Origin of the sequence: Brevibacterium sp. UCMA 11754 (assembly GCF_021532275.1) — a bacterium.
Classification (GTDB): Bacteria; Actinomycetota; Actinomycetes; order Actinomycetales; family Brevibacteriaceae; genus Brevibacterium.
Map to the genome: position 1 here is coordinate 50,273 of NZ_JACBOT010000006.1, position 24,310 is coordinate 74,582.

The window sequence follows — 24,310 nt, forward strand, 5'->3', positions numbered from 1 at the left end:
AATGTGAACCGCAGGTGGGTTAGTGGTTGAATATCAGGTGATGTTGAATTCGAGCGCAGTGGCGCAGCAGATTGCCCGTGGGTTGGCTTCGTCGGGAGTCACCGAGGTCGTCATCGCACCCGGGTCCCGTTCCGCACCATTGATCTATGCGCTCGTTCCTCTCGCCGAGGCGGGGGTGATCCGTACACACGTGCGCATCGATGAGCGTGATGCCGGGTTCTTGGCGCTTGGCCTGGCGCGGGGACTGCGCAATAAGGCGGCCGGTGCAGCTGGCGGTGCCGCTGGCATTGGGGGTGCTGCTGGCGCCGGGGGTGCTGGTGGCGCCGTGGCGCTGGTGACAACATCGGGTTCGGCTGTGGCCAACCTGCATCCTGCGGTGCTCGAGGCATCCTACGGTCACCTTCCGCTCGTGGCGATCACGGCAGATCGTCCTGCTCGGATGCGGGGGACTGGTGCAAATCAGACGATCGACGACCAGTCGCAGGTGCTCAGCGATGTGCGCGCTCGAGTCGATGTCCCTGCCGGAAGTGCTGATGCACAACACCTGCTCGCCGAGGCGGTTGAGCTCTCGCTGGGCACGGACACTGGTAAAGCTGGTCCCATCCAATTCAACGTGCAATTCGATGTGCCGCTCGTGCCGACTGTGACGGAGTTCGCCGATTGGAAAGCCACGGTGCAGACGTTGGCAGCGGAGTCAGCGGATTCCGTAGATTTAGCAGGGACAGTGGAGACAGCGGATTCAGTGGAGACAGTGGAATCAGCGGCGGATGCTGCGCGCCGCGCCACGAATGCTTTGAGGAGCACTTCGGTCCGAATTCTTCCTGGCACGGTCATCGTGGCCGGAGATGCCGGCGGCCACTCTGCCCAGGCTCTGAAATCTTTGGCTGAGGCTTACGCAATCCCAGTCCTGGCTGAGCCCTCGAGCCCTCTCACCCCTGTTCTGCGGAACTCACCGGTTGCGGTTCCGGCGCATGCCCGTGTGCTCAGCGAACGTGAGGACCTGAGAACAGCGATCCGCACTGCGATCGTGCACGGGAAGCCGACTCTGACCAGACCTGTCGCCGCGCTCCTTGCCGATTCCGAGGTGTTGGTTCAGCGGTTGCCCGATGACGTCGACGCGGTGTCGCTATCGGTGTCGTTCTCGGAGCCGGAAGTCAAGGAATCCAGCGACAGCACCCTCCACGGAGATCGCGTCGGCGGCGAGGACAGCGCCAGCGATACCTTCTCGCGCGCGAGTGAAGACACGACGTGGCGCGACGAGTGGGTGAACGCCGGCGAAGCGATCATTGCCGGATCTCGGCATGAGCGCGAGCATGCGGCCGTGTCGAAGCCGACGACCGCCCGGGCGATCACTGAACATCTGGCCGGCCGCACAATCAACCTCTTTGCGGCGAGTTCAAATACGATCCGCTATCTCAGTGAGGCCACTGATGTGCGAGCGCGAGTCCACGCATCACGCGGATTGGCCGGCATCGACGGCCTGATTTCGACCGCCACGGGGCTCTCCCTTGCACTCGAAGAACAGGTCGTGCTGGTCATCGGTGATGTTGCAATGCTTCACGACGTGGGCGGCCTGCTCACGCCGAGCGCTGAAGAGGCCGGGAACGTGCTCATCGTCGTCCTCAACGACGATGGGGGTGCGATCTTCTCCGGGCTAGAACACTCGCAGGAGCATGTGGCACCGTATCTCGAAAGATATTTCACGGTTCCTCACGGTCGGGACTTCAGCGATCTCGCGATTGCCTATGGGTGGGAATATTCGTGGGTGGGATCTCAGGACGAGCCCAGCCTACTCAACGACTTCATCGCGGAGTTCGAGAAAGCTGTTTGCGGTGTAGAGGACGACAAAGCAGCGGCCAACCCACAAACGAGGGCCACACAAACGCGGACGCTCGGCCGTCGGATCATCGAAGTGGATCTCACCTGATCAGTCTGACTTGAGCAATCCACCAGATCAATCGGACCTGAGCAATCGGACCTGAGCAGAAGGACAGGACAGAAGGACAGGACAGAAGGACAGAGCAGAGGGACTGGCCCGACGACCGTTCAGTGGAAAGAGCTTCAGCAATCGCGACCGCCGGCGGCTCTGTCGCCGCGGCACCTCGTCAGCCGGTGTCCCTCAACATCAGCTCCTCGAAGAGTTCTTCTACCGGGCTCAGTCGGGGGAAGTCGACGACGTCTTCGTTCGCTTCCGGCGCGGATTTGCCGCTGGGATGACTACCTGCTGCGCCGGACCTGCCGCAGCAGTCTGGTTTGTCAGAGTCTGCGGGCTCCTCAGCGTCTCCCGAAGCGGTGTACCTTCTCGGCGGTGGATGACTGAACTTGGTGACGAACGGGGGAGTGGCAGTCTCGTACTCTTCACCGGTGGGGGTGGAGACGGTGAGGTCGTCGGCAGTCGCCTCGTGCTTCCACCCGGGGTGCTCCTTGGCATAGTTGCAGGCCGCACACAGTCCGGAAGCGTTGGACCACTGGGTCTCTCCGCCTCCGGCTACAGGATTCGCATGGTCGGCGTGCTTGATCGGGGCGTCACACCACGGGGTCCGACACACGTCGTCGCGGAAGACCACCATGCGTCGCAGCAGGCCACCGAATGTTCGCCTGCGTGAGTCCATACCGACCAGCTGCCCTGTGTCCGGTGAGGTGAACATGCGGCGGATGAAGGCCCGGGCCCGATCTGCCGCAAGGAAATTCCGAGCCGTCTTTGCCGGCAAAGGACCATAGCTCGGAATCCACGCAGGAACCTGTCCGTCAGAGAACAGGCTCTCGGCCTCCATCACGACATGGACCTCAGTGGGCACATCACCGGCAGAGTCCTGTCCCGTGAGCCGTTCGACGAAGATGTCGGCCATCAGCTGGTTGCGACCGCGGTCGAAGTCCTGACCGTTGAGCTTGTGCTCGGCGGCAGCGGCGTCCAGACTTTCATACGCAGCAACGGCCTGCTGCAGAGGCAGCGTGGCGCTGAGCATTGCCATGCCGTTGTTCAGTGCGCTCAAGGACACATGGCGATCCGCACTCGCGGCTTCGGCCCTTTCGTGCGCATTGTCGGAGGACACATTGGCCGCCAGGGAGCGGACCTCGGTGCGTAACCGGCGACTGCCGGCAACGGAGGCACGGTCTTTGAGCTCCTCGTCGACGAAGAGACGCTCGTCGGGAGTGAGCCAGGCCGTCTCATCGGCGATGATGCGAGCTTTGGATTCGGAGATGGAGCCTTCGGCCAGCGCCTCGTAGGTGCGAGGCAGATCGTTGACGACGGCCTTGGACGTTGAGAGAAACTTGCGCCCCGTCGCGGGTGAGACCCGTTTGGCCAATGCGATCTCGTTGCCTGCGTACTTCCCCTGTTCGCGTTTGGGCACGTCGTTGGCAGCATCTTCGCGCTGGCGGTGCCTATGGAAGGCGACGGCTTCACGGGCCTGAGCGGCGGCGGCCGCGGACGTGAGCTCTTCCAGGGCACGGATGCGGGTCTGGGCCTCCCACGCATCGTCTGCTGGCTCGAGGTCACGCAGAGTCTTACACCACCGATCGATATCGGTGGTGATGCCCGGAAGCCGGGCCCACGATCCGGGGCCCCGATAATCGGGGTGGTCCGGGTCATCCGCGGGATGCGTGAACATGTGAAGAGACTATGCCGAGCCACTGACACAGCCACTGACACGAGCCTTTAAAACCTTGACAACGTGTCAAGGCTACGAGGCTCAGCTAAGGGGCAGCGAGGCTCAGCCAAGGGGCAGCAAGGCTCAGCCAAGGGGCAGCAAGGCCCAGCCAAGGAGCAGCAAGGCCCAGCCAAGGGGCAGCAAGGCCCAGCCAAGACAGCGAGGCTCAAGTTCTATTCCAACCCCAGCGCACGGCGCATCGGAGCGAATTTGGCTTCGGTCTCGGCCACCTCGGCGAGGGGATCCGAATCGGGCATGATGCCGGCACCGGCGAACAGGCGGATACGGTTGCGGTCCTCGAGCTGTCCGCAGCGCAGGGCGATTCCGAACTGACCGTTGCCGTGGTCGTCCATCCACCCCACGGGGCCCGAATACCGGCCGCGATCGAGCGGTTCCAACTCGTCCACGTGGGCAACCGCGCTGGCCTGCGGGTACCCGCCGACGGCCGCGGTCGGATGCACAGCGGCCGCGATGTCGAGGGCATTGAGGCATGAGTCTTCCCGCAGGTGGGCCGAAGCATCCGATGCCGAGTGGATGACGTTGGCCAAGGGCAGCAGGTGCGGCCGCTCGTCGACGGTGACATCATCAGCGACGAGTCCGAGGCTGCGCTGGAGCGAGGCGATCGCGAAGGCATGTTCGGTGCTGTCCTTGTGAGCGCTCAACAGCTTCCTGGCAGCGGGCATCTCGGCCGTCGGGTCGTTCTCCACCCGATACGTGCCCGCGAGCACGCGCGAGATCACCCGGTTGTTCTCGACGCCGATGAGCAGCTCCGGCGTGGAACCGATCAGGCCGGCGACATCGAAGGTCCAGCAGCTGGGGTAGCTGCGGTTGAGTGCACCCAGCACGGACCGGACGTCGATGTCATCGTCCGTGGTGACAAGCTCATCACGGGCCAGCACGATCTTGCGCAGCGTGGAATCGTCGGCGAAGGCGTCCACCTCGGCGGAGTCTCCGACGGGTGTGAGCATGTGCGAGACCTTCGCGACCAGGTCCGCCCAGGAAGCGCTGTCGAGGTCACCGGGGGAGGCCGTCGCCGAGGTGACGCGGCGCAGCGGTTCGGACTTCAGCACGGGCGGGGTGGGGGTGTTGCCCTCGGCGATGATCGACGTCATCCACACGCGACCGCCTCGGCGTCCGAGCACGAATTCGGGGACGTGGATGAGGGAATCGACCTCCGATTCGCCCGAGTAGGCGACGGTGGCGAAGCACATCAGCCCAGAGCCGAGCAGGTCGACCTCGTCCTCGATGGTCGCGGCGCCCGTGATGGCCTTCCAAGCCTCGGAGAGCTCGGTGAAACGATCGCGGCCGCGGGCACGGATGCGCAGCGTGCGACCGAAGCCGATGAGGCCCGATGTGTCGCGGACCCAGCAGGAGAACGCCGAGGTGGGCAGGAGCTCCAGCGTCTGTTCGACGGTCGTAGGCAGTCCGGATTCGAAGGGGAATCCGGGTCCAGGTTCGACGTCGTCGACGAAGCGAGATCGCACGTGCAGGCGCGGGGGCGCGGTGCGGATGTCAGAGGTATCGAAGGTCGTAGTCATTTCAGGCCCACTCTAGTCGAGGATTTCGGCACGACGATGATGACTGTGGCCGGTTCCACACCGTGAGGAGCATGGAAACGGGTCCGCGAATTCGCCCCCCGGCATCAGGTGTTGAGAGAATGGTGCCATGAACCGCGCTCAGCTGGACAAGCAGCCCGATGACGTCGCATCGATGTTCGATGACGTCGCCTCCCGTTACGACCTCACCAACGATGTGCTCACCTTCGGTCTGGCACGCACCTGGCGCCGGACGGTTGCGCACTCCGTGGCTGCCGGACCCGGCGAACGCGTCCTCGACCTCGCGGCCGGCACGGGAACGTCGTCGATGACGTTCACCCATCACGGCGCCGAGGTGGTCGCCGGTGACATTTCACAGGGCATGCTCACCGAGGGGCGCCGTCGCCACCCGAAGATCGACTTCATCTACGCCGATGCAATGGATCTGCCGTTCTCCGACGCCAGCTTCGACGTCGTCACCATCTCCTTCGGCATCCGCAACGTCAACGATGTCGACACGGCGTTGGCAGAGATGCTGCGCGTGCTCAAACCAGGTGGCCGACTCATCATCTGCGAGTTCTCGACACCGACGTTCGACCCCTTCAGCCTCGTCTACAAGGAATACCTGATGCGCGCGCTGCCCGCCGTGGCGAAGGCCGTGTCCTCGAACCCCGAGGCCTACGTCTACCTGGCCGAATCGATCCGTGCCTGGCCTGACCAGGACGAATTCGCGCAGCAGATCCTCGGTGCCGGCTTCGACCAGGTCAAGCACCGAAACCTCACGGGCGGAATCGTCGCCGTCCACCACGCTCTGAAGCCGGGCGCGAACACGACTGCCGCCGAACGCTGACCATGAACAACTTCGAGGCCGAGGTCATCGTCGTCGGGGCGGGCCCTGCCGGATCGGCCATCGGCACCTACCTGGCGCAGGCCGGCCATGAGGTCATCATCCTGGAGAAGTCCGGGTTCCCACGGGACAAGATCTGCGGCGATGCCCTGACCCCGCGTGCGGTCAAAGAGGTCGGGTTCCTCGGGATGGAGACCCCCGAATCCGAGGGGTGGCACAAGAACAGAGGACTGCGTCTCATCGGTGGCGGGCACCGTTTGGAGATCGGCTGGCCCGAGATCGACGGCACCCCGAACTATGGTCTGACGAAGCCGCGGATGGGCATGGACGAGGCCTTCGCCCGCCACGCCCAACGCAGCGGTGCCCGCCTGTTCGAGCAGGTCAAAGCCATGTCCCCGGACATCGGCGAGGATGGCTGGATCAAGGGCATCCACGCCTCCGGAACAGACCACCGCGGTCGTCGGGTCGGACCTGAGGCTCACTTCAGCGCCCCGATCGTGATCGCCGCGGACGGCGTGTCCTCACGTCTGGCAGTGGCCATGGGACTGGAGAAGCGAGACGACCGACCGATGGGTGTGGCCGTGCGCGCCTATCATTCCTCGCCGAGGCATGCCGACGACTACATCGAGAGCTGGGTCGAGATGCGCTCGAGCAATTCGGCGGGCGAATCCGAGGTTCTGCCCGGCTACGGCTGGCTCTTCCCTCTGGGCGACGGCACGATCAACATCGGTGCCGGTCTGCTGGATTCCTCACCCCAATTCGGATCCGTGGACTTCCGCGCCATGATGGGTCAGTGGATCGCGGACATGGGGCACGAATGGGGCATCGATGAGTCCACGTCGTTGGGCCCGATCAAGTCCGCGGCACTGCCGATGGCCTTCAACCGCACCCCGCATTTCCACAAGGGGCTTCTCCTCGTCGGCGATTCGGGTGGGATGGTCAATCCCTTCAATGGTGAGGGCATCGACTATGCCCTCGAATCCGCTCGATTGGCCGCCGAGGTGATCTCCACCTATTCCCGCTACCCGAAGCATGTGATGCGGGAGAAGCTGCAGGAATATCCGGCGCTGGTGGGCGATTCTCTGGGTGGCTACTTCACTCTGGGACGCGTTTTTTCCGCCATTATCGGCCACCCTGCACTCATGCAGTTCGGAATCAAGTACGGTATGGGTGTTGACGTTGTGATGGAGTTCGTCGTGAAGTTGTTGGCGAACCTCTACCGCGACCCGAAGGTCTCTGAGGCCGATCTCATCGACCGGGTGATTTCAGCTCTCACCCGAATCGTGCCGGCCACCAGCAATGCTTGAACTCACCAGCGACTTACAACACTGACTACGATGAATGACGAGGACATGAGCCACCTAGCCTCTCCGGCGACTTTTATTGGTGCCGATGCCCAGCTTGCGGCGGATATCTCCACACAGTTGGAAGCCGTCGAGCGCAGGCTCTACGAAGTGACCGAGCAGACGCGCAAGCTGCCGGACACCACGTCAAAACATCTCCTTGCAGCCGGCGGAAAGCGGGCCCGTCCCAATCTTCTGCTGCTCACGGCCCGCCTCGGCGAGGCCGATCGTGAGGCGATCATCGACGCGGCCGTAGCCGTGGAGCTCATCCACTTAGCCTCCCTGTATCACGATGACGTGATGGACGATGCTCCGGTGCGCCGAGGTGCTCCGGCCGCACACGAGGTGTGGGGCAACTCCGTGGCCATCCTCACCGGCGATCTCCTGTTCTCGAAGGCCTCCGGCGTGACGGCGAAGCTCGGCCCCGAGGCCGTCGCCATCCAAGCCGAGACCTTCGAACGACTCGTCCTGGGCCAGCTCAACGAATTTGCGGGCCTACCCGAGGGCGCGGATGCGATCGAGCACTATATCCAGGTGCTCGCGGACAAGACCGGGTCCCTCATCGCCACCTCGGCGCAGTTCGGGGTCATGTTCTCACAGGCGGACCAGGCTCTGGCCGAGCCCGTGCGGGTCTTCGGCGAACGTGTCGGCATCGCCTTCCAGCTCGCCGATGACATCATCGACCTGACTGCGGCCTCCGCAGTGTCGGGCAAGACCCCCGGCACTGATCTGCGCGAAGGCGTTCCGACCTTGCCGGTGCTCTATGTCCGGGCCGCTGCGGCCGACGGTGACAAGGCCGCCGCCGAGGTGGTCGAACTCCTCGACGCGGATCTGACCTCCGACGAAGCGCTCGAGTCCGCCCGTGCTGCCCTGGCCGCTCACCCGGTGACGGTCCGTGCACGCGACGAAGCGACTCGATGGGCCGAGGACGCGAAGGCAGCGCTGGCTCCCGTCCCCGAAGGACTGGTCAAGGAGTCGCTGTTCGCGTTCGCCGATTCGGTGGTCTCACGCACAGCGTGAGGATCTGATCCTTGACGATCCAAGCGACTGCTGAGGCAGGACGTCGACGGCGACTGACCACGGTCGACTGGGTCGGACTCGGCGTGCTCGTGGTCTTCCTCATCATCGGCCTGAGCTGGTCGAAGTGGATGCCCTATTGGGACAAGGCCTGGACGATGAGCCAGACTTCCGTGTGGGACGGCAGCCCGCTGTTCGAAGCTGCTGGGGACACGTTCTCCTTGGCCGGAGCCTGGGACTTCACACTGGTGTACTTCATCGCGGTGTGGAAGGCCCTGCTCGTGGCGCTCGTGGTGGCTGCGGCCATCGATGCTCTGGTGCCGCGAGATTGGCTGCTGCGGGTGATGAATCGGCGCAGTCACACCAGCCAGTCACTCGTCGGCGCGGCGATGTCGCTGCCGTCGATGATGTGCACCTGCTGTGCGGCCCCGGTGACTGCAGGACTGCGGAGTTCGGGCGTGATGCGAAGCGCCGCCTTGGCCTACTGGGTGGGCAATCCGCTCCTCAACCCTGCAGTTCTGATCTTCCTCGCGCTCGTCCTGCCCTGGCAGTACACTCTCACCCGACTTGTGTTCGGAATCCTCATCGCAGTCGGTGCCAGCGCGCTCATCGGCCGGTGGATCAAGGGGCGCGCCGAAGTGGTTCCCGAGCAGAGTCCGGAGCCGCCGAGGATGTCGTCTCTTCCCCAGCGTTACCTGCGATCGCTGTCGAAATTCACGCTCATCCTCGTGCCCGAGCACCTCGCCCTGGTCTTCGTCATCGGGCTCATCAGTCCATGGCTGTCGGGGGTGTACGGGCTCGAGGCTCAGGTCGGTGCCCTCGCAGTGCTCATCGCTGCTGTTGTGGGCACACTCCTGGTGATCCCGACCGGGGGCGAGATTCCCATCATCATTGCGCTGCTCGCCGCAGGGGTGGGAGCGGGCATCACCGGAGCCCTGCTGATCGCACTTCCGGCACTGAGCATCCCGTCGATGGTGATGGTCGGAAAGTCCCTCGGCTGGCGCACCACCACCGCAATGGGCAGTGCTGTCGCCCTCGGAGGGGTGCTCTCCGGGGTCGTGCTCATGCTCATGAGCTGATTCGACCAGAGACGGTCAGCTGATTTCAGACAGTCAGTCGTCGCAGAGTCAGATACGAACCCGCGGCGAAGACCACGCCCAATCCCATGGCCCAGAGCGTCAGTCCCATGCTCTGAGTCTCGAGGACCCACATCCATACCTCGAGCCAGGCTCCGTTGAGGCTGATGAGTGCGGCGCAGCCCAACAAGACGAGTGCGATGACGAGCAGCGCGGTGGTGAGGATGATAGCTCCGAAGCGCTTGTGCACGATGGCGAACCAGAAGCCGAGGATGAACACGAGCATGGTGAGGGCGAAGTAGGTCAGCCCCGCTGCGAACGGCCCACCCTCCCACACCCAGGGGAGGTAGGCGAAGAACCCGTTGATGCCGTAGCCATCGGTGGCCTGTTCGATGAGACCGAGGAGGACGAAGACGGTGGATATCGCCGCGGCGCTGATGCCTGCCGCGGTCAGTGATCCGAGATAGAACTCGCGACGTGTGAGGCTCATGGCTTGCGAGAAGTAGAAGGTCAGATTCATCGCCTGCGCTCCGACCACGGCGAAGTACCACAGAGGTGCCTGGGATCCACCACTGTACATCGGCCCTTCGACTCCGGAGGCGGAGATGATCCAATAGATCAGCAGCGTGATCAGCCAGACTCCGCTGAGCACGATGACTGGTACCCAGACGAAGGTCTGAGTGTTCATGAAGTGGAGCCGGACGACACCGAGTATCCGACTATTCGAACGAGTCGAGTTCTGATTGCCGAGTGCTTCTGTGGTTGCGGTCATGACTGAAGACTCCTGACATCAGTGTCGGCGAGGGGATCGGTGTTCTCATCCTCGTTCGAGGAAGTGGTGTCTGCCTGTGTGGTGCGCACGATGAGCTGCTGGAGCGATACCGGAGTGAGATCCAGATTCGCGTCCGCAATGAACTCACGATCGACGTCGGAGAGCTGACCGAGTATCGTCACGGACGACACACGCCCCAGCGCTTCCCGGTGGATGACCTCTCGACCGGAGACCAGACGCTGAACCGAGTCAGCATCTCCGACGATGTTGACTGCACGTGTGCGCGCCTCTTCCGTGGACTCATCCATGATGATCCGACCGCGATCGATGACGATGACATTCTCAATCAGGTTGGCCACCTCGTCGATCAGATGACTCGACAGCACAACCGTTCGTGGGCACTCCGCGTAGTCGGCGATGAGGCGGTCGTAGAACATCTGTCGAGCCACGGCGTCGAAGCCGAGATAGGGCTCGTCGAAGAAGGTGATCTCCGCCCGAGACGCCAAGCCGATGATAACTCCCACTGCCGACTGCTGACCCCGGGAGAGCTTCTTGATCGGTGTTTTCAGGGGGAGACGGAAGTCGTCGATGAGCTCCTCGGCGAACGACTGGTCCCAGCGGGGAAAGAAGAGGCGCGCGGAGGCGATCGCGTGCTTTGCGTTGGAGTCCTCAGGATATTTCTGGCTCTCCCGCACGAAGCACATCCGATTGAGGACGCGAGCGTTCTCGTAGGGATGCTCACCGAAGATCTCGACATCGCCGCTTGTGGCGAAATTCTGTGCGGTGAAAATGGACATCAGAGTCGTCTTGCCGGCGCCGTTGCGCCCGAGGAGGCCGTAGATCGAGTCCTTTTCGATGGACAGACTGACGTTATCGAGGGCGGTGGCGTGCTTGTACTTCTTGGTAAGGTCGCGTGCGTCGATGACGGAGGTCATTTTCTTCCCTTCGCGGTGGTGGGGTCCAGGCTGTGTGAAGTGCCGAGTTCTCTCGAGCGGTCGGCGATGAGGGCGATGACTTCATCGCGGTTGAGTCCTAGCCTGTTGGCTTCGGAGAGCAGCGGGGCGATGAAATTATCGGAGAAGGTGGACTTGTATTCATTGATGAGCAACGTTCGGGCTCCTTCCTTCACGAACATTCCGATTCCGCGCCGTTTCTCGAGAACACCCTTGGCAACGAGCTGGTTCACGCCCTTGGCGGCGGTAGCAGGGTTGATCGAATAGAAGCTTGAGAGTTCGTTCGTCGACGGTGCCCGAGACATCTCCGGCAGAGTGCCATTGATGATCGAATCCTCGACCTGTTCGGCGATCTGTGCGAACAGTGGTTTGGCTTCGTCGATCACATCAGCTCCATGTGTATTGGTTAGTTACTCAACTAATGAACCATGTAGGTGATTGTATTGTCAAGGGTGCGCCGGATTCGTGGACGATTGATAGCCGCTCTGCAGCGATGTGTGAAGCCGGGAACGGGGGAGGTGGCTAGGGTCTGCGGCGGCTTTGGCGGATCATGTCGACGCTCAGCAGGACGACGGCGATCCAGATGACGAAGAATCCGATCCAACGGGTCGTCGACATCATCTCACCGAGGACGAAGACTCCGGTGATGAACTGCATCGTCGGGGTGATGTACTGCAGCATCCCGACCCACGACAGCGGAATTCTTCTCGCCGCAGCACTGAAGAGAATGAGTGGAATCGCCGTGGCCGGGCCGGTGATGAGGATGATGATGACGTGGCTGGCACCGAACCCGGTGAACGTGGAGAGGCCCTGCGCACCGAGGACGATGAGGAAGATCAGGCTGGGCACGGACAGCACGGCACTCTCGATCGTCATGCCTTCGAGGGCTCCGACCCGATTGCCGACCTTGTTCTTCACGAGTCCGTAGAGACCGAATGAGATGGCAACGGTGAACGAGAGGTAGGGCATCCGACCGAGGCCGATGCCGACGATGACGACGGCGATGAGGCCGAAGCCCACAGCAGTCCACTGCAGGCGACGCAGCTTCTCACCGAGGAAGATCACGCCCAGGCCGATCGAGATGAGCGGATTGAGGTAGTAGCCAAGTGACACCTCGACGAGGCGGCCCGTCTCGACTCCATAGATGAACGTGGTCCAGTTGACCGCGATGAGCACCGAGGCCAGCGTGAGCAGCCAGAAGGTCCGACCTGAGCGCACCACAACCCAGGTGCGTCTGAAGCCGCCGGTGAACGTCAGCAGGATTGCGCAGAAGAGCAGCGACCAGACGACCCGATGCGAGACGAGCTCCAGGGCCCCGGTCGGGGCTGCAGCTGCGAAGAGCAGGGGGATGAGCCCCCACAGAAGGTAGGCGGAGAGTCCGTTGATCAGCCCTGCACGGCGGAAGGCGTTCTCATCGGGGGCTGAATCTGCGATCACACACAGAGTCTAGTGAGTCGCAGCAGCCTGTCGGACCACTGGTGGCACCGGACTGCCTGTGACGTGGGACCACCAGTGATCGGGACTCAGCCCAAATGCGGTCGCCGTCGGTTCTGCCGGACCATGTCCGTGCACAGCAGGATGACGGCGATCCAGATGATGAGGAACCCGATCCATCTTGTCGTCGACATAGCCTCACCGAAGATTGCGACGCCGAGGACGAACTGCATCGTCGGTGCAATGTACTGCAGCATTCCCACCCAGGACAGTGGAATTCTCCGGGCGGCTGCGCCGAAGAGGATGAGCGGGATCGCCGTCAGCGGTCCTGTGGCCAGGAGCAGGATAACGTGCCAAGGCCCGAATCCGATGAATGTCCCATTGCCCTGCACAGCGAGGTAGGCGAGGAAGGCGAGGCTGGGAATGGTGAGTACAGCGGTCTCGACGGTCATGCCTTCGAGCGCACCGACCTTCCCACCGACCTTGTTCTTCACCAGGCCGTAGAGGCCGAAGGAGAGCGCCACAGTGAGTGCCAGATAGGGAAAGCGGCCGATCCCGATGCCGACCACGATTACTGCTGCCGCTCCGAAGCCCACCGCGGCCCACTGCAGTGGGCGCAGCTTCTCCTTGAGGAGGACGACGCCCAGACCGATCGAGATGAGCGGGTTGAGGTAATAGCCAAGCGAGATCTCGACGAGGCGGCCGGTTTCGATGCCGTAGACGTAGGTTGTCCAGTTCACAGCGATGAGCACGGATGCCAGAGCAAGCAGCCAGAAGATCTTTCCCGAGCGCATCACCAACCAGGTGCGGACAAAGCCCTTGGCGAAGAAGAGGAGGATAGCGCAGAAGATCAGCGACCAGATGATCCGATGGGCGACGATCTCGAACGCGCCCGTCGGAGCCGCAGCGGCGAAGAGAAGGGGAATGAGACCCCAGATGATGTAGGCAGCGGTTCCATATCCCAGTCCGATGCGTCGGAAGGCAGATTCTTCGGGTGCAGAGGCATTCACAGGGCGAGTCTAGGCAACGCACAGGAAGCTGGCGATTCCGACTGATGCCTGAGATGAAGCCGAAGGTCGAGATGCGAGCTTCGTCACGTGTTTGTTAGGAGGACCTTCTTTGCCGATACAATCGGAGATGACTTACTAGAGAGGTGTGAGAATGACGCGTCCCTTCCGTGTGGCTATTGTGGGTGCCGGCCCTGCCGGGATCTATGCGGCCGATCTGCTGACCAAGGCTGAGCGTGACTTCGAGATCAGCATTGATCTCTTCGAACGTCTGCCGACTCCGTTCGGGCTGGTCCGGTACGGAGTGGCTCCGGATCATCCGCGGATCAAGGGCATCATCAATGCGCTGATCAAGGTTCTCGACCGGGGTGACATCCGCCTGTTCTCCAATGTTGAGTACGGCGTTGATATCGCTTTGGAGGAGTTGACCGATCGCTACGATGCGGTGATCTTCTCGACCGGTTGCTTCGTCGATGCATCGCTGAGTCTTCCTGGAGTGGATCTGCCCGAGTCGTACGGTGCCGCGGATTTCGTCAATTGGTACGACTCGCATCCGGACGTGGCTCAGGCCTGGCCTCTGGATGCAGAGAAGGTCGCTGTCATCGGCAATGGCAATGTTGCCCTCGATGTGGCGCGTGTGCTGGCGAAGCAGCCCGACGATCTGCATACGACGGAGATCCCCGATCATGTCTACGAGGGTTTGAAGTCGTCGAAGATCACGGATGTGCATGTGTTCGGTCGGCGTGGTCCTGCGCAGGCGAAGTTCACCCCCTTGGAGTTGCGTGAGTTGGGGCATGTCAAGGACGTCGATATCATCGTCTACCCCGAGGACTATGAGTTCGATGACGGGTCGCTGGAAGCGATCGAGTCGAACAACCAAACCAAACAGGTCGCAAAGACATTGACTGATTTCACAATGCGTGAGCCGGTAGGTGCCAAGCGTCGTCTGCACCTGCATTTCCTTCATTCCCCGGTGGCCATCCTCGGCGAAGACAAGGTTACGGGCCTGCGTACGGAGCGCATGGAGCTCGACGGATCCGGTGGAGTCAATGGCACTGGTACCTTCCATGATTGGGAGATCGATGCCGTGTATCGCGCCGTCGGCTATGCCGGCACTCCTCTGCCACAGCTGCCCTTCGACGAGGCCAAGCGGGTGATCCCGAACCATGAGGGTCGAGTCGTGGATGCAGATGACCAGAAGGTCTCTGCTGACGCGGATGTGGTGCAGGGAGTGTATGCGACTGGTTGGATCAAGCGTGGTCCTGTTGGTCTGATCGGTCATACGAAGGGTGATGCTCTGGAGACGATTGGGCATATTCTCGATGACCGTGCTGCTGGTGTCTTGACGGAGCCTGTGTATCCGGATGACTCTGCGATCGTCGAGCTGCTTGAGTCCAAGGGCGTCGATTATGTGGATTGGGAGGGCTATCACCGGGTGGAGACTGCGGAGAAGGCATTGGGTGAAGCCGAAGGTCGTGAGCGAGTGAAGCTCGCGACCCGCGAGGCCATGCTCTCCGAGGCCCGCAGCCATCTGCAGGCGGAAACGGCCAGCCAGCCCGCATCGGGCCACTGAGGTCGACAAGCCACTGAGTTCGACAAAGCACTGAGTTCGACAAAGCACTGAGTTCGACAACTCAATCCGGAAATCTGCGAGCGCGTCACTGTATCGGTGGCGCGCTCGTGGTTTGATGGGAGCAGTGAGGACCCTGTGACAGAGGAGGTACGGTGAGTGCGGATTCGGCAATGAGGGAAGTGGTCTCGCAGGCCTATGCGCAACGGCGCGACGCCTGGGAATCTGCCGCCGTGCGAATCAAACGCTGGCTCAAGCAGCAGCAGAAGGGTCTCCTGAAGGACAAGGACATCTCCCGCTTGGATGTTGACGGGCATCGCATCAAGGATCCGGCTCGCACCATAGCCAAGCTCGTCGAAAAGACCGCCGAAGACCCGGAGCTGCGGATCTCCACTCCACATGACGTTGAGGATCACATCCGAGACATCGTCGGAGTCAAGGTGCTGTGCAAATCACCGCGCGACCAGAAGATGATGTTCGACTCGCTCACGGATCCGCAGCAGCTGGGATCCTTCGTCCTCATCGAGCAGAAGAACTACGTCGACCCACCCAAGCCCAGCGGCTACCGGGCCTGCCACGTGACCCTGCAGATTCCCTCCGACAAGGGTGAGCCGGTCTTCGCCGAGATCCAAGTCAAGACCAGGCTCCAAGACGCCTGGGGCGAGCTGACTCACGAGGACATGTACAAACCCGGCGCGGCGATGAAGCCCAGTGAGCTGCACGGTGAGTTCGCCCGGGCGATGGCGAACATGCTCGCAACTGTCGATGACATGGCCGATACCCTCGCGGTCGAACTCTCCGCCCTGACGAACCCCGACCTCGACACCGGTGTGCCCTCGGCCACCGACGACACGATCGAGGTGAAGGTGAGGGCCACGGGCCCGAAGTACGCGCTGGCGGTCGACGGCGATGGCCGTCAAGGTCTCATCCCCGCCTTCGCCGTCCGCAAACTCAGCGACTCCAAGGGCACGATTAAGGTCAACGACTTCGTCAGCGTCGACGACCGCCTGCGAGTCACCGTCGAAGAGGACTCAAAGGGCCTGTACTACATCCCGAGGGAACTGGCCTGAGCTCAGATTCGGCATCATATTATTTCTGGAGCGTCTGCTCCATAAGCAATTGTGGAGCAGACGCTCTACAATGCAAGGGTGGAAGCGAATAACCGCGGACGGCCACTCGAGTTCGATCGAGCCCGGGCCGTGCTCGACGCCGCACGATTGTTCTGGCGCCTCGGCTACAGCGGAACGTCGACTCGGCACCTGAGCTCGGCGATCGGTATCTCGACTTCGAGCCTGTACTCGGCATTCGGCAGCAAATCCGGACTGTTCGACGAGTCCGTTCGGGTCTACGCCCGGAGGTACACCGCTCTGTATGAAGAGGCAGTCGCCGCGCAGTCCATCAGGACCGTCGTCGATGAGCTGCTGAGATCCTCGGTCATCGAGTTCACTCAACCCGCGGACTCGCACCCCGGTTGCCTCATCACCAGTGCAGTCATGTCAGAGGTGCCGGCGACGCACAAGGCGCGCGGAGACATATCCACCATGCTGACGAAGAACGAACGACTTCTCCGAACTCGTGTCACCAGGGCGATTGACGAGGGCGAGATCCTGGGCGGAACCGACGGTGATGTCGTCGCCGGCTTCGTGCAGGCCAACTGGCATGGTCTGGCTGTCCAGGCGAAGCACGGTGTGAGACGCAACGAGCTGCTGCGGGTCGCCGATTTCTCGCAGAGGGCCATGTGGTCGACATACTCGAGGTGAGCCACACCTTGTGTCATCGGCGAACGCGATTGCCAGGGTCTTCACCGCGGTGACCTTCTCCTCGGCGGCGGAGGGCCAGGAAGCCTCATGAACGTTCAGATCGGTCTCGACTGACACCGCGTGGGGCGTATCCAGCACCGAAGTCGAGGTGGAGACGCTGAGCGATTCGCGATCACAGTCCTCCAAGACCGACAAGCTGGTGGACAGGTTGTCAGCCATCGCATTGCAGCCGTCGATGACACCGGCGACGAGGTGGACCGAGGGTGGAGTCTCCGCGGCAATGCGGGCAACGGAGCCCGGATCGGACGCGCGGGTGGCTGTTGAGACGTCCACACCAAGGGCATCGATGCCGCTATGCGCCAGCGCGGACAACCCTGCTCGCAGACTTCCGTGCGGGGCCGTGACGAAGATCTGCGGGCGAGTGGTCGACCTGCTCAGGGCGGTGTAGGCACGGGAGGCCGCCTCGGCGAGCTCGGAATCGGAGTGTTCGTCGAAGTCGGTCACGAGGGCAGGCTCGTCCAACTGAACCCAGTCGACTCCGGCCGCGGCGAGAATGCTGATGACGTCGAGGTAGGCGACAGTGAGTTCGTCGAGCCGGTCGAACGCCGAGATGTTCGTGTCGGGGCTGGTCTTCGCCAGGGCCAGTAGGGTCACGGGACCGACAAGGACAGGTCGGATCGTGTGACCGGCGGCTCGTGCCTCCGACACCAGCGACAGAAGGTGCTGAGGCCTTGCCCTGAACGGTGTGTAGTCCTTGAGTTCCGGCACCAGATGGCGGTAGTCGGCACTGAACCACCTGTCGGCCCCCAGGGGCGTTGTCTGCCCCGTGGTCCGTGCCGCGGCGAAGTATTCATCGAGGTCGAAGTCGGTGCCGATGGGCTCCGACTCGATGAGTCCGACGCTCAGGGCAGTGTCGAGGACATGGTCGCAGTGGCTGTAGGAGGCGGGGATCGAATAGTCCTCGTCCAAACCAAGCTCTCGCAGGCGATTGTAGGTGTTCAGCCGCAGGGAGTGCATGGACCGTGAGAACGCCTCGGCATCGATGCGCCCTGCCCAATAGTTCTCGAGGGCCTTCGTCTGCTCACGATTCGGGCCGATGTGCGGATAGCCGATGACGGTGGCTGTGGGGAATGTGCTGGACATGCCACCATCGTGCCGTCAGGCTCGGGGCGGCGGTGGGGCAGACGACCATCGCCGACATCTGCCGTCATGACCAGCTCAGACAGCGTCTCGAGCCGTCAGGCAGAGTCTTGAACTGTCAAGCAGCGTCTCGAGACGTCAGGCAGCGTCTTATTGAGACATGCTGGTCGAAGCGAGGGCCAGTGGCCGGTGCAAGCGGGGATGTGGGTGAGGGGAGTGCTGCTCACCGATCGTTGCGGCTCAGCGGTAGTTGACGAACTGCAGGTCGAGGTCGAGATCCTTGCTCTTGAGCAGGGCGATGACTTCCTGCAGGTCATCGCGCTTCTTCGAGCTCACGCGCAGCTCCTCTCCCTGGATCTGTGCCTTGACGCCCTTGGGGCCCTCGTCTCGGATGTACTTCGAGATCTTCTTCGCATTGTCCTTGTCGATGCCCTCTTTGAGGCTGGCATCGATGCGGTATTCCTTGCCCGAAGGGTAGGGTTCGCCGTCTTCGAGGGACTTCAGCGAGATGCCGCGCTTGACCAGCTTCGACTGGAAGACGTCGAGGATCGCCTTGACGCGGTCCTCGCTGACGGCCTTCATCTGGATGGCTTCTCCGGTCCAGGCGATCGAAGCGTCGGTGCCGCGGAAATCATAGCGTGAGTTGATCTCCTTGGCAGCCTGGTTCAATGCGTTGTCGGCCTCCTGCCGGTCGACCTTGCTGACGACGTCGAATGAGGATTCGCTGGCCATGAATGCTCCTTGTGCGGTGAGAAGATGGACGAGTATCTGGTCACCGAGTGTAGTCGAGACGCATAATTGTGACCTGCGTCTATCGAGTTGGTGATTCGGGGTGGGTGCTTGTAGTATTTTCAAGTGCTCATCGAGCACACACTGCGGCAGATTGCCCGAGCGGCCAAAGGGAGCTGACTGTAAATCAGCCGGCATTGCCTTCGAAGGTTCGAATCCTTCATCTGCCACGCAGAAGTGAGAAGCCCCGTGATCTTCGGATCACGGGGCTTCTTCGCATTCGCCCCCATTGCGCGGCCCCCGGCGCTTCTCTACTGTGGAAGAAAAGCCGAATGGAATCGTCGCTATGAACGAAGAACAGCCTCCCCGCCGCATAGGTTCGCTCGAGGATCGCAACGCGATCGTCGAATCCGCTCTGGACAAGGCGATCAGACGCGGCGATTTCGACGACCTGCCCGGTCTGGGCAAGCCCCTGTCCGGTCTCCACAACTCGGAAGATCCCGACTGGTGGGTCAAGGCGAAGATGGATCAGGAAGACATGAGCGGCGTGGCTCCCGCGGCCTTCCAGCTGCGCAAGGAGAACGCCGTCCTCGAGGACACGCTCGATGCCTTTTCGAAGGAGGCCGACGTGCGCAGCTATCTCGCCGGGTTCAACGATCGTGTCCGTGACGCCATCATGGATCTGCGCGAGGGACCGCCCGTGTTCACTCCGCCCCGGAAGGTCGAGGATGAGGTTGCGGCCTGGCGCCGGCGCCGAGCTGCGAAGGCTGCGCCGACGACGAACCCGCCCCCGGCCCCGACCGCAGGTCAGGGCGAGGAGCGGGAGCAGCCTCGGCGGTGGTGGCAGAGGAAGCGGAGTTAGATCTCCGCGCGCAGACGTTCAAGGGCCAGGTGAGACAGCATTGCCGCCTGATCGCCGAGCACTGTGTCGTCGAAGATGACGAAGGGTGAGTGGTTGTCGCCCTGCCGTTCTTCGGGCACGTCCGTGCGTTTGGCGCCGAGCATCATGTAGGTGCCCGGAACCTCCTGCAGGACGAATGAGAAGTCCTCACTGGGCATGATCGGGTGCGGTGAGACCTCCACCCGGTCTTCGCCCAGCAGGCCGCGGACCTGATCGATGGTCCATGCAGTCTCAGCCTCGTCGTTGACGGTCACTGGGTACTGAACCTGGAAGTCCACCTCGGCGGTGCATCCGTGGGCCTCCGCGATTCCTCGAGCCAACTGTGTCGATTGCGCGCGCACCGTGTCCAATGACTCCTGGGACAGGGTGCGGACCGTGGCACCGAGGCTCGCCGAGGCGGGGATGACGTTGACAGCCTCACCTGCCATCAGCTGGGTCACGGACAGGGCGATCGGGTCGAAGGTGCTGATGCGTCGGCTGACCATGTTCTGCAGCGCGGTCACGAGTTCGGCCAGGGCCGGGACGGGGTCGATCGCCGACTGCGGCTGGGATCCGTGGCCGCCGCGTCCGTGCAGGGTGATGTGGAGGACATTGGAACCGGCCTGCAGTGTGCCGGGCTTCGTTGAGACGACTCCTCTGGAGCCCATGTGGACATGGGCTCCGAAGGCGGCGATCACCCGTGGCCCCGCAGCGTCGAGGACACCCTCGTCGATCATCACTGAGGCGCCGTTGTAACCTTCCTCGCCGGGCTGGAACATGAAGACGACGTCGCCCGCGAGCTCTTCCCGGTGCGCATGCAGCAGTCGGACGGCACCCACGAGCCCCGCGGTGTGCAGATCGTGACCACAGGCGTGCATGTTCCCATTCGTCGACCTGAACGGTTCGTCGGTGAGCTCTTCGACGGGCAGCGCGTCCATGTCGCCGCGTAGGAGGACAGCCGGAGCACGCGCCGGCCGCTCGGGGTGGGTTCCCCGCAGGACTGCCACCACCGAGGTGGTCTCAACGCCAGAGCTCACCTCCAGAACGAGTCCTTCCAAGGCGGTGAGAACCGCGGCCTGGGTGTGCGGCAGGTCGAGGCCGACCTCGGGGTGGGAATGGAGCCGTCGTCGGAATTCCTGCAGCTGGGGTAGAAGGCCATTCGCCTCGCTCAGAAGGGTGTTCACAGCATTCCCACGAGGACGCTGGCGATGACGACGGAACCGGCACTGACCGAGGTGAACCCGCCGACGAGCATCGGTGGCAACATGACGTTGAGGAGGGCTTCCTTCTCGTCCTCGTCGCGGGCGATGGAGCGAGCGACCTCGTTGGTCAGCAGGTAGTCGGCAGGAAAGCCGTACATGGCGGTCAGTGCCACCGACATTCCCAGTGTGGCCTTCCACCTCAGCAGCTTCGTAGCGATGTAGCCGCCGGCGACGATGCCGATGCCGCCGATGATGAGGATCGAAATGGTGGGCAGGAACGCGTTGATGACGTCCTGCACCGAGGCCGAGACCAGCGGCGCCATGACGATTGCGATCACGCCGGACATGGCGATGCCGAAGGAGTTCGACCGCTCCATCGCTTTGTCCGGGGACAGGCCGATTGCGGTCGCGACGATGCCGAGGATGAGCGCGAGGATCGACGACGGGATGTGCGTCGGGCCCGACAGCAGGGTTGCGATGGAGCCCCCGACGAGGATGAGGAAGAGCATGAACAGCTGGTTGTCGACGAGGAACGCCGGCAGCGTCACGAGCTTCTTCTTCTCAGCGGCGTCGGCCTCGTCCTCCTGATGAGCCGCCGCGAGCTCGTGGAGTTCGCCGCTGTCACGCAGCTTCGTCGCATAGCGGCGGAGCAGGAAATTCGTCATCGGCATCGACGGCAGCGACTGCAGCATGAGCACCAGAGCCGGAAGCACGATGATCGCCGATGCGGCTCCGGACGCTGTCAGGCCCTCGGTCGTGAGGCTTGTGGCGACGATCCCGCCCGCCAGTGGTCCCGAACCTGCCACGAAGGTCTCGAATCCGAAGATGGGAGCGATGATGAAGAAGATGAGAAGTACGGCGACGAGCATTCCGGAGATGGCGATGATGACCGAGCGCCACTGCTTGAGCATCACGCGCAGAGGAATGAGCGTACCCATGTGGAAGAGTAGAGGAGCCACGAGGATGGTGTAGACCTGGACGAGCATCGAATCGTCGACGACGGTGTCCGGGACGATGCCGATCTTGGCGAAGATGAAGATCCCCAGCATCGCCACGAGGAGGCTGGGGATGCGGGCCTTGGACCAGATCGAGACCAATTCGCCGATGGCGATGAAGCCGAGCACGATCGCGGCAGCATAGATGCCTTCCATAGCGATCCTTTCGAAGATGGTGAGTGTCGTGTGGGCTCGGTCGTCACATCCGCAACGGCGTGGATATGAAGCAGCTCACAGAGAGTACGTTATTGCCTGTTTTCGGATAGTGCCTATGCCTTTCTCAGCATTCAAGATAATGAAGACGATTCAGGTCCCGCGTGACCGGGCGATGAGGGGAGACTGGGTGTGCCTGGATTGAGGCGAGGGCCGGGGCAGGGCATAGTCTGGGCGTATGAGTTTTCTGCAGTTCCTGCACGAACGAGGCATCACTGAGCGACCTGGTTCCTCGAAGCGTCCCCTGGTGATCGCGCACCGCGGTTATTCCGCAGTGGCCCCGGAGAACAGCCTCGCCGCAGTGGATGCGGCACGTGCCCTCGACGTGGACTTCATCGAGGTCGACACCTCGACGAGCGCCGATGGGGTCCCGGTCATCCTCCATGATCCGGATCTGGATCGGACCACGAATCGGAAAGGACCGGTGGCGAATCTGACGGCGGAAGAACTCTCCTTCGTCGACGCCGGCTCCTGGATGGGGCCGGGATTCACCGGTGTCCGGATACCCACGCTGGCAGCCGTGATGCGAGATATCCAGCACCGAGGCGGTGAGCTCCTCCTCGAACTCAAGGGTGAGTGGTCCTCCGGTGCGGTGGCTCAGATCTCCGAACTCGTTGTTGCGACCGGGACCGCTGACCGGATGGTCGTTCAGTCCTTCAACACCGAGACGCTGGCGGCCTGCAGAGACATGCTGCCGATGGTTTCGCGGTTCCTTCTGCGCATGGTCCCGCGCCCTGAAGACATCGAGTTGGCGCGGGTCCTGGGTGCCGTCGCGATCAATCCCTCCTTCAAGGGCTTCTCCATGCGCAGGTCGGTTGTCACCGAGATCCGTGACAATGACCTGGGCGTATTCGTGTGGACGGCTGATTCCATGGACGAATGGCGTGAGCTCCTCGATGCCGAGGTCGATGGCATCATCACCAACCAGCCCGGCCGTCTGCAGGGTTTCCTGGCAGGGCGATTCGACCCGGTGAAGTGAACTCCTACAGTCTGTGAGTGACGTCACCGAACGCCGATTTGCCCTCGCTGCGCGAAGCCGTGTAAATTCTTACCTGTTGCCCCGATAGCTCAGTCGGTAGAGCATCTCCATGGTAAGGAGAAGGTCAAGGGTTCGAATCCCTTTCGGGGCTCTCGTGCCGCTTAAATGCGGTGCTGGGGCGGGGTAGCTCAGCTGGTTAGAGCGCACGACTCATAATCGTGAGGTCGGGGGATCGAGTCCCCCTCCCGCTACCATTCGAAGAACCTCCATCCACTGGATGGGGGTTTTTCTCATTCACAAGTTCGCCAAGGAGTTCGGCCAAAGACACGCCAAGCGCGTTTGCGATCATCATCAGCTCGGGGGCAGTGAACGGTAGAACGCCACGCAGGCGCTTAGAAACTGCCGACTGGCCGACTCCCAAGAGTTCTGCAAGCCAAATCTGCCTCAGACCTTTACGTGCCAACCATGCTCTGACTTCGCTGCTGACTTTAAGGTTGGCGGTTCGTTCTAGATCAATTGCCGGTTCTGTCGATGTGCTCATGTGGTAATTATATCCTCCGCATGCACTGAGACATAGCCCCGGCGACAAAAATATTCGACACGGGACATTTGTAGCTTGCAGAATAGTCCCGACAGGACTACGGTCGTCCCCATGACCTATCAAATGGTCCTGAGGGGCAACATCAAAGCAGCCATGGCGCGTCGCGACTGGCTAGGACAGAAAACCGCAGAATCAATTGGGCTGACACCGGCGACATTCTCATCTCGGCTACACGGCCGTACTGAGTGGCGGATGAACGAACTTGTCGGTCTTGCAAGGGCACTCGATATACCGTTCTCGAGCCTCGTCGAAGGGATCGATTCGGAACTGGCGGTGTCAGCATGAGCACCGAGCTTGTGAGCCAGTTTTCAGCCGATGAGGCCCGTGAACTCACAGACGAACTAAGGGCCGACTATGGGTCGCTGCAAGTCAAGATCTCAACCGCTTGGAGAGGGCGTATTTGGCTTGCTCTGGGCTACGAATCCTGGCAGGACTATCTGGACGAAGAATTCCGAGACGTAAGTTTGCGACCCCCTAAGGAACTTCAAGAGCAGGTAATCGCGGAGCTGCGTGAAGCGGGGATGAGTACTCGCGGGATTGCGTCAGCGACGGACCTGAGCCAACCAACCGTAGTCCGCAGACTGAGCGTTCCAGGTGATTCAAATGA

The 24,310-nt window shown here is 62.1% G+C and carries 21 protein-coding genes, 3 tRNA genes and 2 pseudogenes; 14 read left to right on the forward strand and 12 right to left on the reverse strand.

What is annotated here, in order from left to right; all coding sequences use genetic code 11:
* Positions 1–40: 40 nt before the first annotated feature.
* Positions 41–1,927 carry a thiamine pyrophosphate-binding protein gene (locus HX613_RS02815; RefSeq protein ID WP_235343973.1) on the forward strand — a complete coding sequence of 629 codons (1,887 nt, stop codon included), beginning with the start codon at positions 41–43 and terminating at the stop codon, positions 1,925–1,927.
* A gap of 178 nt (positions 1,928–2,105) precedes the next feature.
* On the opposite strand, the gene HX613_RS02820 is transcribed toward HX613_RS02815, so the two are convergent.
* Together HX613_RS02820 and HX613_RS02825 are read right to left on the reverse strand one after the other, a co-directional pair.
* Positions 2,106–3,611 carry an HNH endonuclease gene (locus HX613_RS02820; RefSeq protein ID WP_235343974.1) on the reverse strand — a complete coding sequence of 502 codons (1,506 nt, stop codon included), beginning with the start codon at positions 3,609–3,611 and terminating at the stop codon, positions 2,106–2,108.
* Between the two features lie 212 nt (positions 3,612–3,823).
* On the reverse strand, positions 3,824–5,188 hold the full coding sequence (locus HX613_RS02825; protein ID WP_235343975.1) for an isochorismate synthase: 1,365 nt from the start codon (positions 5,186–5,188) through the stop codon (positions 3,824–3,826).
* Positions 5,189–5,315: 127 nt separating this feature from the next.
* On the opposite strand from HX613_RS02825, the gene HX613_RS02830 reads away from it, so the two are divergent.
* From HX613_RS02830 to HX613_RS02845, 4 genes are read left to right on the forward strand one after another with little or no spacing between them, the layout of a single operon-like run.
* Positions 5,316–6,035, forward strand: coding sequence for a demethylmenaquinone methyltransferase (locus tag HX613_RS02830; RefSeq protein ID WP_235343976.1), 720 nt, complete (start codon positions 5,316–5,318; stop codon positions 6,033–6,035).
* A 2-nt stretch (positions 6,036–6,037) separates the two neighbouring features.
* Positions 6,038–7,339, forward strand: a complete 1,302-nt coding sequence (locus HX613_RS02835) for a geranylgeranyl reductase family protein (RefSeq protein ID WP_235343977.1) — start codon at positions 6,038–6,040, stop codon at positions 7,337–7,339.
* A 45-nt stretch (positions 7,340–7,384) separates the two neighbouring features.
* Complete coding sequence (locus HX613_RS02840; RefSeq protein ID WP_235343978.1) at positions 7,385–8,395, forward strand: polyprenyl synthetase family protein; 1,011 nt, start codon at positions 7,385–7,387, stop codon at positions 8,393–8,395.
* An 11-nt stretch (positions 8,396–8,406) separates the two neighbouring features.
* Positions 8,407–9,471: a permease gene (locus HX613_RS02845; RefSeq protein ID WP_235343979.1), complete on the forward strand. Its 1,065-nt coding sequence runs from the start codon at positions 8,407–8,409 to the stop codon at positions 9,469–9,471.
* 25 nt (positions 9,472–9,496) lie between these two features.
* Here HX613_RS02845 and HX613_RS02850 read toward each other — a convergent pair whose 3' ends face one another.
* The 5 genes from HX613_RS02850 to rarD (HX613_RS02870) all read right to left on the reverse strand — a co-directional run bounded on the left by HX613_RS02850 (position 9,497) and on the right by rarD (HX613_RS02870) (position 13,637).
* On the reverse strand, positions 9,497–10,240 hold the full coding sequence (locus HX613_RS02850) for a hypothetical protein (RefSeq protein ID WP_235343980.1): 744 nt from the start codon (positions 10,238–10,240) through the stop codon (positions 9,497–9,499).
* Positions 10,237–11,175 (reverse strand): ABC transporter ATP-binding protein, encoded by a 939-nt coding sequence (locus tag HX613_RS02855; RefSeq protein WP_235343981.1) that lies wholly within the window; start codon positions 11,173–11,175, stop codon positions 10,237–10,239. Before HX613_RS02855 ends, HX613_RS02850 begins: the two co-directional genes overlap by 4 nt.
* The gene (locus tag HX613_RS02860; RefSeq protein ID WP_235343982.1) at positions 11,172–11,579 is read right to left on the reverse strand and encodes a GntR family transcriptional regulator; all 408 of its coding nucleotides are present in this window, start codon (positions 11,577–11,579) and stop codon (positions 11,172–11,174) included. Before HX613_RS02860 ends, HX613_RS02855 begins: the two co-directional genes overlap by 4 nt.
* 136 nt (positions 11,580–11,715) lie before the next feature.
* Positions 11,716–12,630, reverse strand: coding sequence for an EamA family transporter RarD (rarD, locus tag HX613_RS02865; protein ID WP_235343983.1), 915 nt, complete (start codon positions 12,628–12,630; stop codon positions 11,716–11,718).
* Between the two features lie 86 nt (positions 12,631–12,716).
* Positions 12,717–13,637, reverse strand: a complete 921-nt coding sequence (gene rarD, locus HX613_RS02870) for an EamA family transporter RarD (protein WP_235343984.1) — start codon at positions 13,635–13,637, stop codon at positions 12,717–12,719.
* 151 nt (positions 13,638–13,788) lie between these two features.
* On the opposite strand from rarD (HX613_RS02870), the gene HX613_RS02875 reads away from it, so the two are divergent.
* The 3 genes and pseudogenes from HX613_RS02875 to HX613_RS22015 all read left to right on the forward strand — a co-directional run.
* The gene (locus HX613_RS02875; RefSeq protein ID WP_235343985.1) at positions 13,789–15,207 is read left to right on the forward strand and encodes an FAD-dependent oxidoreductase; all 1,419 of its coding nucleotides are present in this window, start codon (positions 13,789–13,791) and stop codon (positions 15,205–15,207) included.
* Between the two features lie 152 nt (positions 15,208–15,359).
* A complete protein-coding gene (locus tag HX613_RS02880) occupies positions 15,360–16,274 on the forward strand; it encodes a GTP pyrophosphokinase (RefSeq protein WP_235343986.1) in 915 nt (304 codons plus the stop codon).
* Positions 16,275–16,403: 129 nt separating this feature from the next.
* A pseudogene (locus tag HX613_RS22015) lies at positions 16,404–16,526 on the forward strand (TetR/AcrR family transcriptional regulator); the annotation flags it as partial.
* A gap of 174 nt (positions 16,527–16,700) precedes the next feature.
* On the opposite strand, the gene HX613_RS02890 reads toward HX613_RS22015, so the two are convergent.
* Positions 16,701–18,107 carry a hypothetical protein gene (locus HX613_RS02890; protein WP_235343987.1) on the reverse strand — a complete coding sequence of 469 codons (1,407 nt, stop codon included), beginning with the start codon at positions 18,105–18,107 and terminating at the stop codon, positions 16,701–16,703.
* Positions 18,108–18,344: 237 nt separating this feature from the next.
* Positions 18,345–18,836 carry a YajQ family cyclic di-GMP-binding protein gene (locus tag HX613_RS02895; protein WP_235343988.1) on the reverse strand — a complete coding sequence of 164 codons (492 nt, stop codon included), beginning with the start codon at positions 18,834–18,836 and terminating at the stop codon, positions 18,345–18,347.
* A 145-nt stretch (positions 18,837–18,981) separates the two neighbouring features.
* On the opposite strand from HX613_RS02895, the gene HX613_RS02900 reads away from it, so the two are divergent.
* Both HX613_RS02900 and HX613_RS02905 read left to right on the forward strand, forming a co-directional pair.
* Positions 18,982–19,063: transfer RNA gene (locus tag HX613_RS02900), tRNA-Tyr, on the forward strand.
* A gap of 116 nt (positions 19,064–19,179) precedes the next feature.
* Positions 19,180–19,695: a J-domain-containing protein gene (locus HX613_RS02905; RefSeq protein WP_235343989.1), complete on the forward strand. Its 516-nt coding sequence runs from the start codon at positions 19,180–19,182 to the stop codon at positions 19,693–19,695.
* On the opposite strand, the gene HX613_RS02910 is transcribed toward HX613_RS02905, so the two are convergent.
* Together HX613_RS02910 and HX613_RS02915 are read right to left on the reverse strand one after the other, a co-directional pair.
* Positions 19,692–20,897, reverse strand: a complete 1,206-nt coding sequence (locus HX613_RS02910) for a M20 metallopeptidase family protein (protein WP_235343990.1) — start codon at positions 20,895–20,897, stop codon at positions 19,692–19,694. The genes HX613_RS02905 and HX613_RS02910 overlap by 4 nt on opposite strands.
* The gene (locus tag HX613_RS02915) at positions 20,894–22,066 is read right to left on the reverse strand and encodes a hypothetical protein (RefSeq protein WP_235343991.1); all 1,173 of its coding nucleotides are present in this window, start codon (positions 22,064–22,066) and stop codon (positions 20,894–20,896) included. The genes HX613_RS02910 and HX613_RS02915 overlap by 4 nt, the downstream gene beginning before the upstream one ends.
* 235 nt (positions 22,067–22,301) lie before the next feature.
* On the opposite strand from HX613_RS02915, the gene HX613_RS02920 reads away from it, so the two are divergent.
* The 3 genes from HX613_RS02920 to HX613_RS02930 all read left to right on the forward strand — a co-directional run bounded on the left by HX613_RS02920 (position 22,302) and on the right by HX613_RS02930 (position 23,356).
* Positions 22,302–23,102 (forward strand): glycerophosphodiester phosphodiesterase, encoded by an 801-nt coding sequence (locus HX613_RS02920; protein WP_235343992.1) that lies wholly within the window; start codon positions 22,302–22,304, stop codon positions 23,100–23,102.
* Positions 23,103–23,180: 78 nt separating this feature from the next.
* A tRNA-Thr gene (locus HX613_RS02925) sits at positions 23,181–23,253 on the forward strand.
* A gap of 26 nt (positions 23,254–23,279) precedes the next feature.
* A tRNA-Met gene (locus HX613_RS02930) sits at positions 23,280–23,356 on the forward strand.
* 32 nt (positions 23,357–23,388) lie between these two features.
* On the opposite strand, the pseudogene HX613_RS22960 reads toward HX613_RS02930, so the two are convergent.
* Positions 23,389–23,643: pseudogene (locus tag HX613_RS22960) on the reverse strand (helix-turn-helix domain-containing protein); the annotation flags it as partial.
* A 111-nt stretch (positions 23,644–23,754) separates the two neighbouring features.
* Between HX613_RS22960 and HX613_RS02935 the strand changes: the two are divergent.
* On the forward strand, positions 23,755–23,988 hold the full coding sequence (locus tag HX613_RS02935) for a helix-turn-helix transcriptional regulator (RefSeq protein WP_235343993.1): 234 nt from the start codon (positions 23,755–23,757) through the stop codon (positions 23,986–23,988).
* Positions 23,989–24,310: the final 322 nt, after the last annotated feature.

Excerpts from the sequence above, each read along its gene's own strand:
- HX613_RS02815 (WP_235343973.1), top strand. The coding sequence starts at position 41 with ATGTTGAATTCGAGCGCAGTGGCGCAGCAGATTGCCCGTGGGTTGGCT.
- HX613_RS02820 (WP_235343974.1), bottom strand. The coding sequence starts at position 3,611 with ATGTTCACGCATCCCGCGGATGACCCGGACCACCCCGATTATCGGGGC.
- HX613_RS02825 (WP_235343975.1), bottom strand. The coding sequence starts at position 5,188 with ATGACTACGACCTTCGATACCTCTGACATCCGCACCGCGCCCCCGCGC.
- HX613_RS02830 (WP_235343976.1), top strand. The coding sequence starts at position 5,316 with ATGAACCGCGCTCAGCTGGACAAGCAGCCCGATGACGTCGCATCGATG.
- HX613_RS02835 (WP_235343977.1), top strand. The coding sequence starts at position 6,038 with ATGAACAACTTCGAGGCCGAGGTCATCGTCGTCGGGGCGGGCCCTGCC.
- HX613_RS02840 (WP_235343978.1), top strand. The coding sequence starts at position 7,385 with ATGAGCCACCTAGCCTCTCCGGCGACTTTTATTGGTGCCGATGCCCAG.
- HX613_RS02850 (WP_235343980.1), bottom strand. The coding sequence starts at position 10,240 with ATGACCGCAACCACAGAAGCACTCGGCAATCAGAACTCGACTCGTTCG.
- HX613_RS02855 (WP_235343981.1), bottom strand. The coding sequence starts at position 11,175 with ATGACCTCCGTCATCGACGCACGCGACCTTACCAAGAAGTACAAGCAC.
- HX613_RS02875 (WP_235343985.1), top strand. The coding sequence starts at position 13,789 with ATGACGCGTCCCTTCCGTGTGGCTATTGTGGGTGCCGGCCCTGCCGGG.
- HX613_RS02890 (WP_235343987.1), bottom strand. The coding sequence starts at position 18,107 with ATGTCCAGCACATTCCCCACAGCCACCGTCATCGGCTATCCGCACATC.
- HX613_RS02895 (WP_235343988.1), bottom strand. The coding sequence starts at position 18,836 with ATGGCCAGCGAATCCTCATTCGACGTCGTCAGCAAGGTCGACCGGCAG.
- HX613_RS02905 (WP_235343989.1), top strand. The coding sequence starts at position 19,180 with ATGAACGAAGAACAGCCTCCCCGCCGCATAGGTTCGCTCGAGGATCGC.
- HX613_RS02915 (WP_235343991.1), bottom strand. The coding sequence starts at position 22,066 with ATGGAAGGCATCTATGCTGCCGCGATCGTGCTCGGCTTCATCGCCATC.
- HX613_RS02920 (WP_235343992.1), top strand. The coding sequence starts at position 22,302 with ATGAGTTTTCTGCAGTTCCTGCACGAACGAGGCATCACTGAGCGACCT.
- HX613_RS02935 (WP_235343993.1), top strand. The coding sequence starts at position 23,755 with ATGACCTATCAAATGGTCCTGAGGGGCAACATCAAAGCAGCCATGGCG.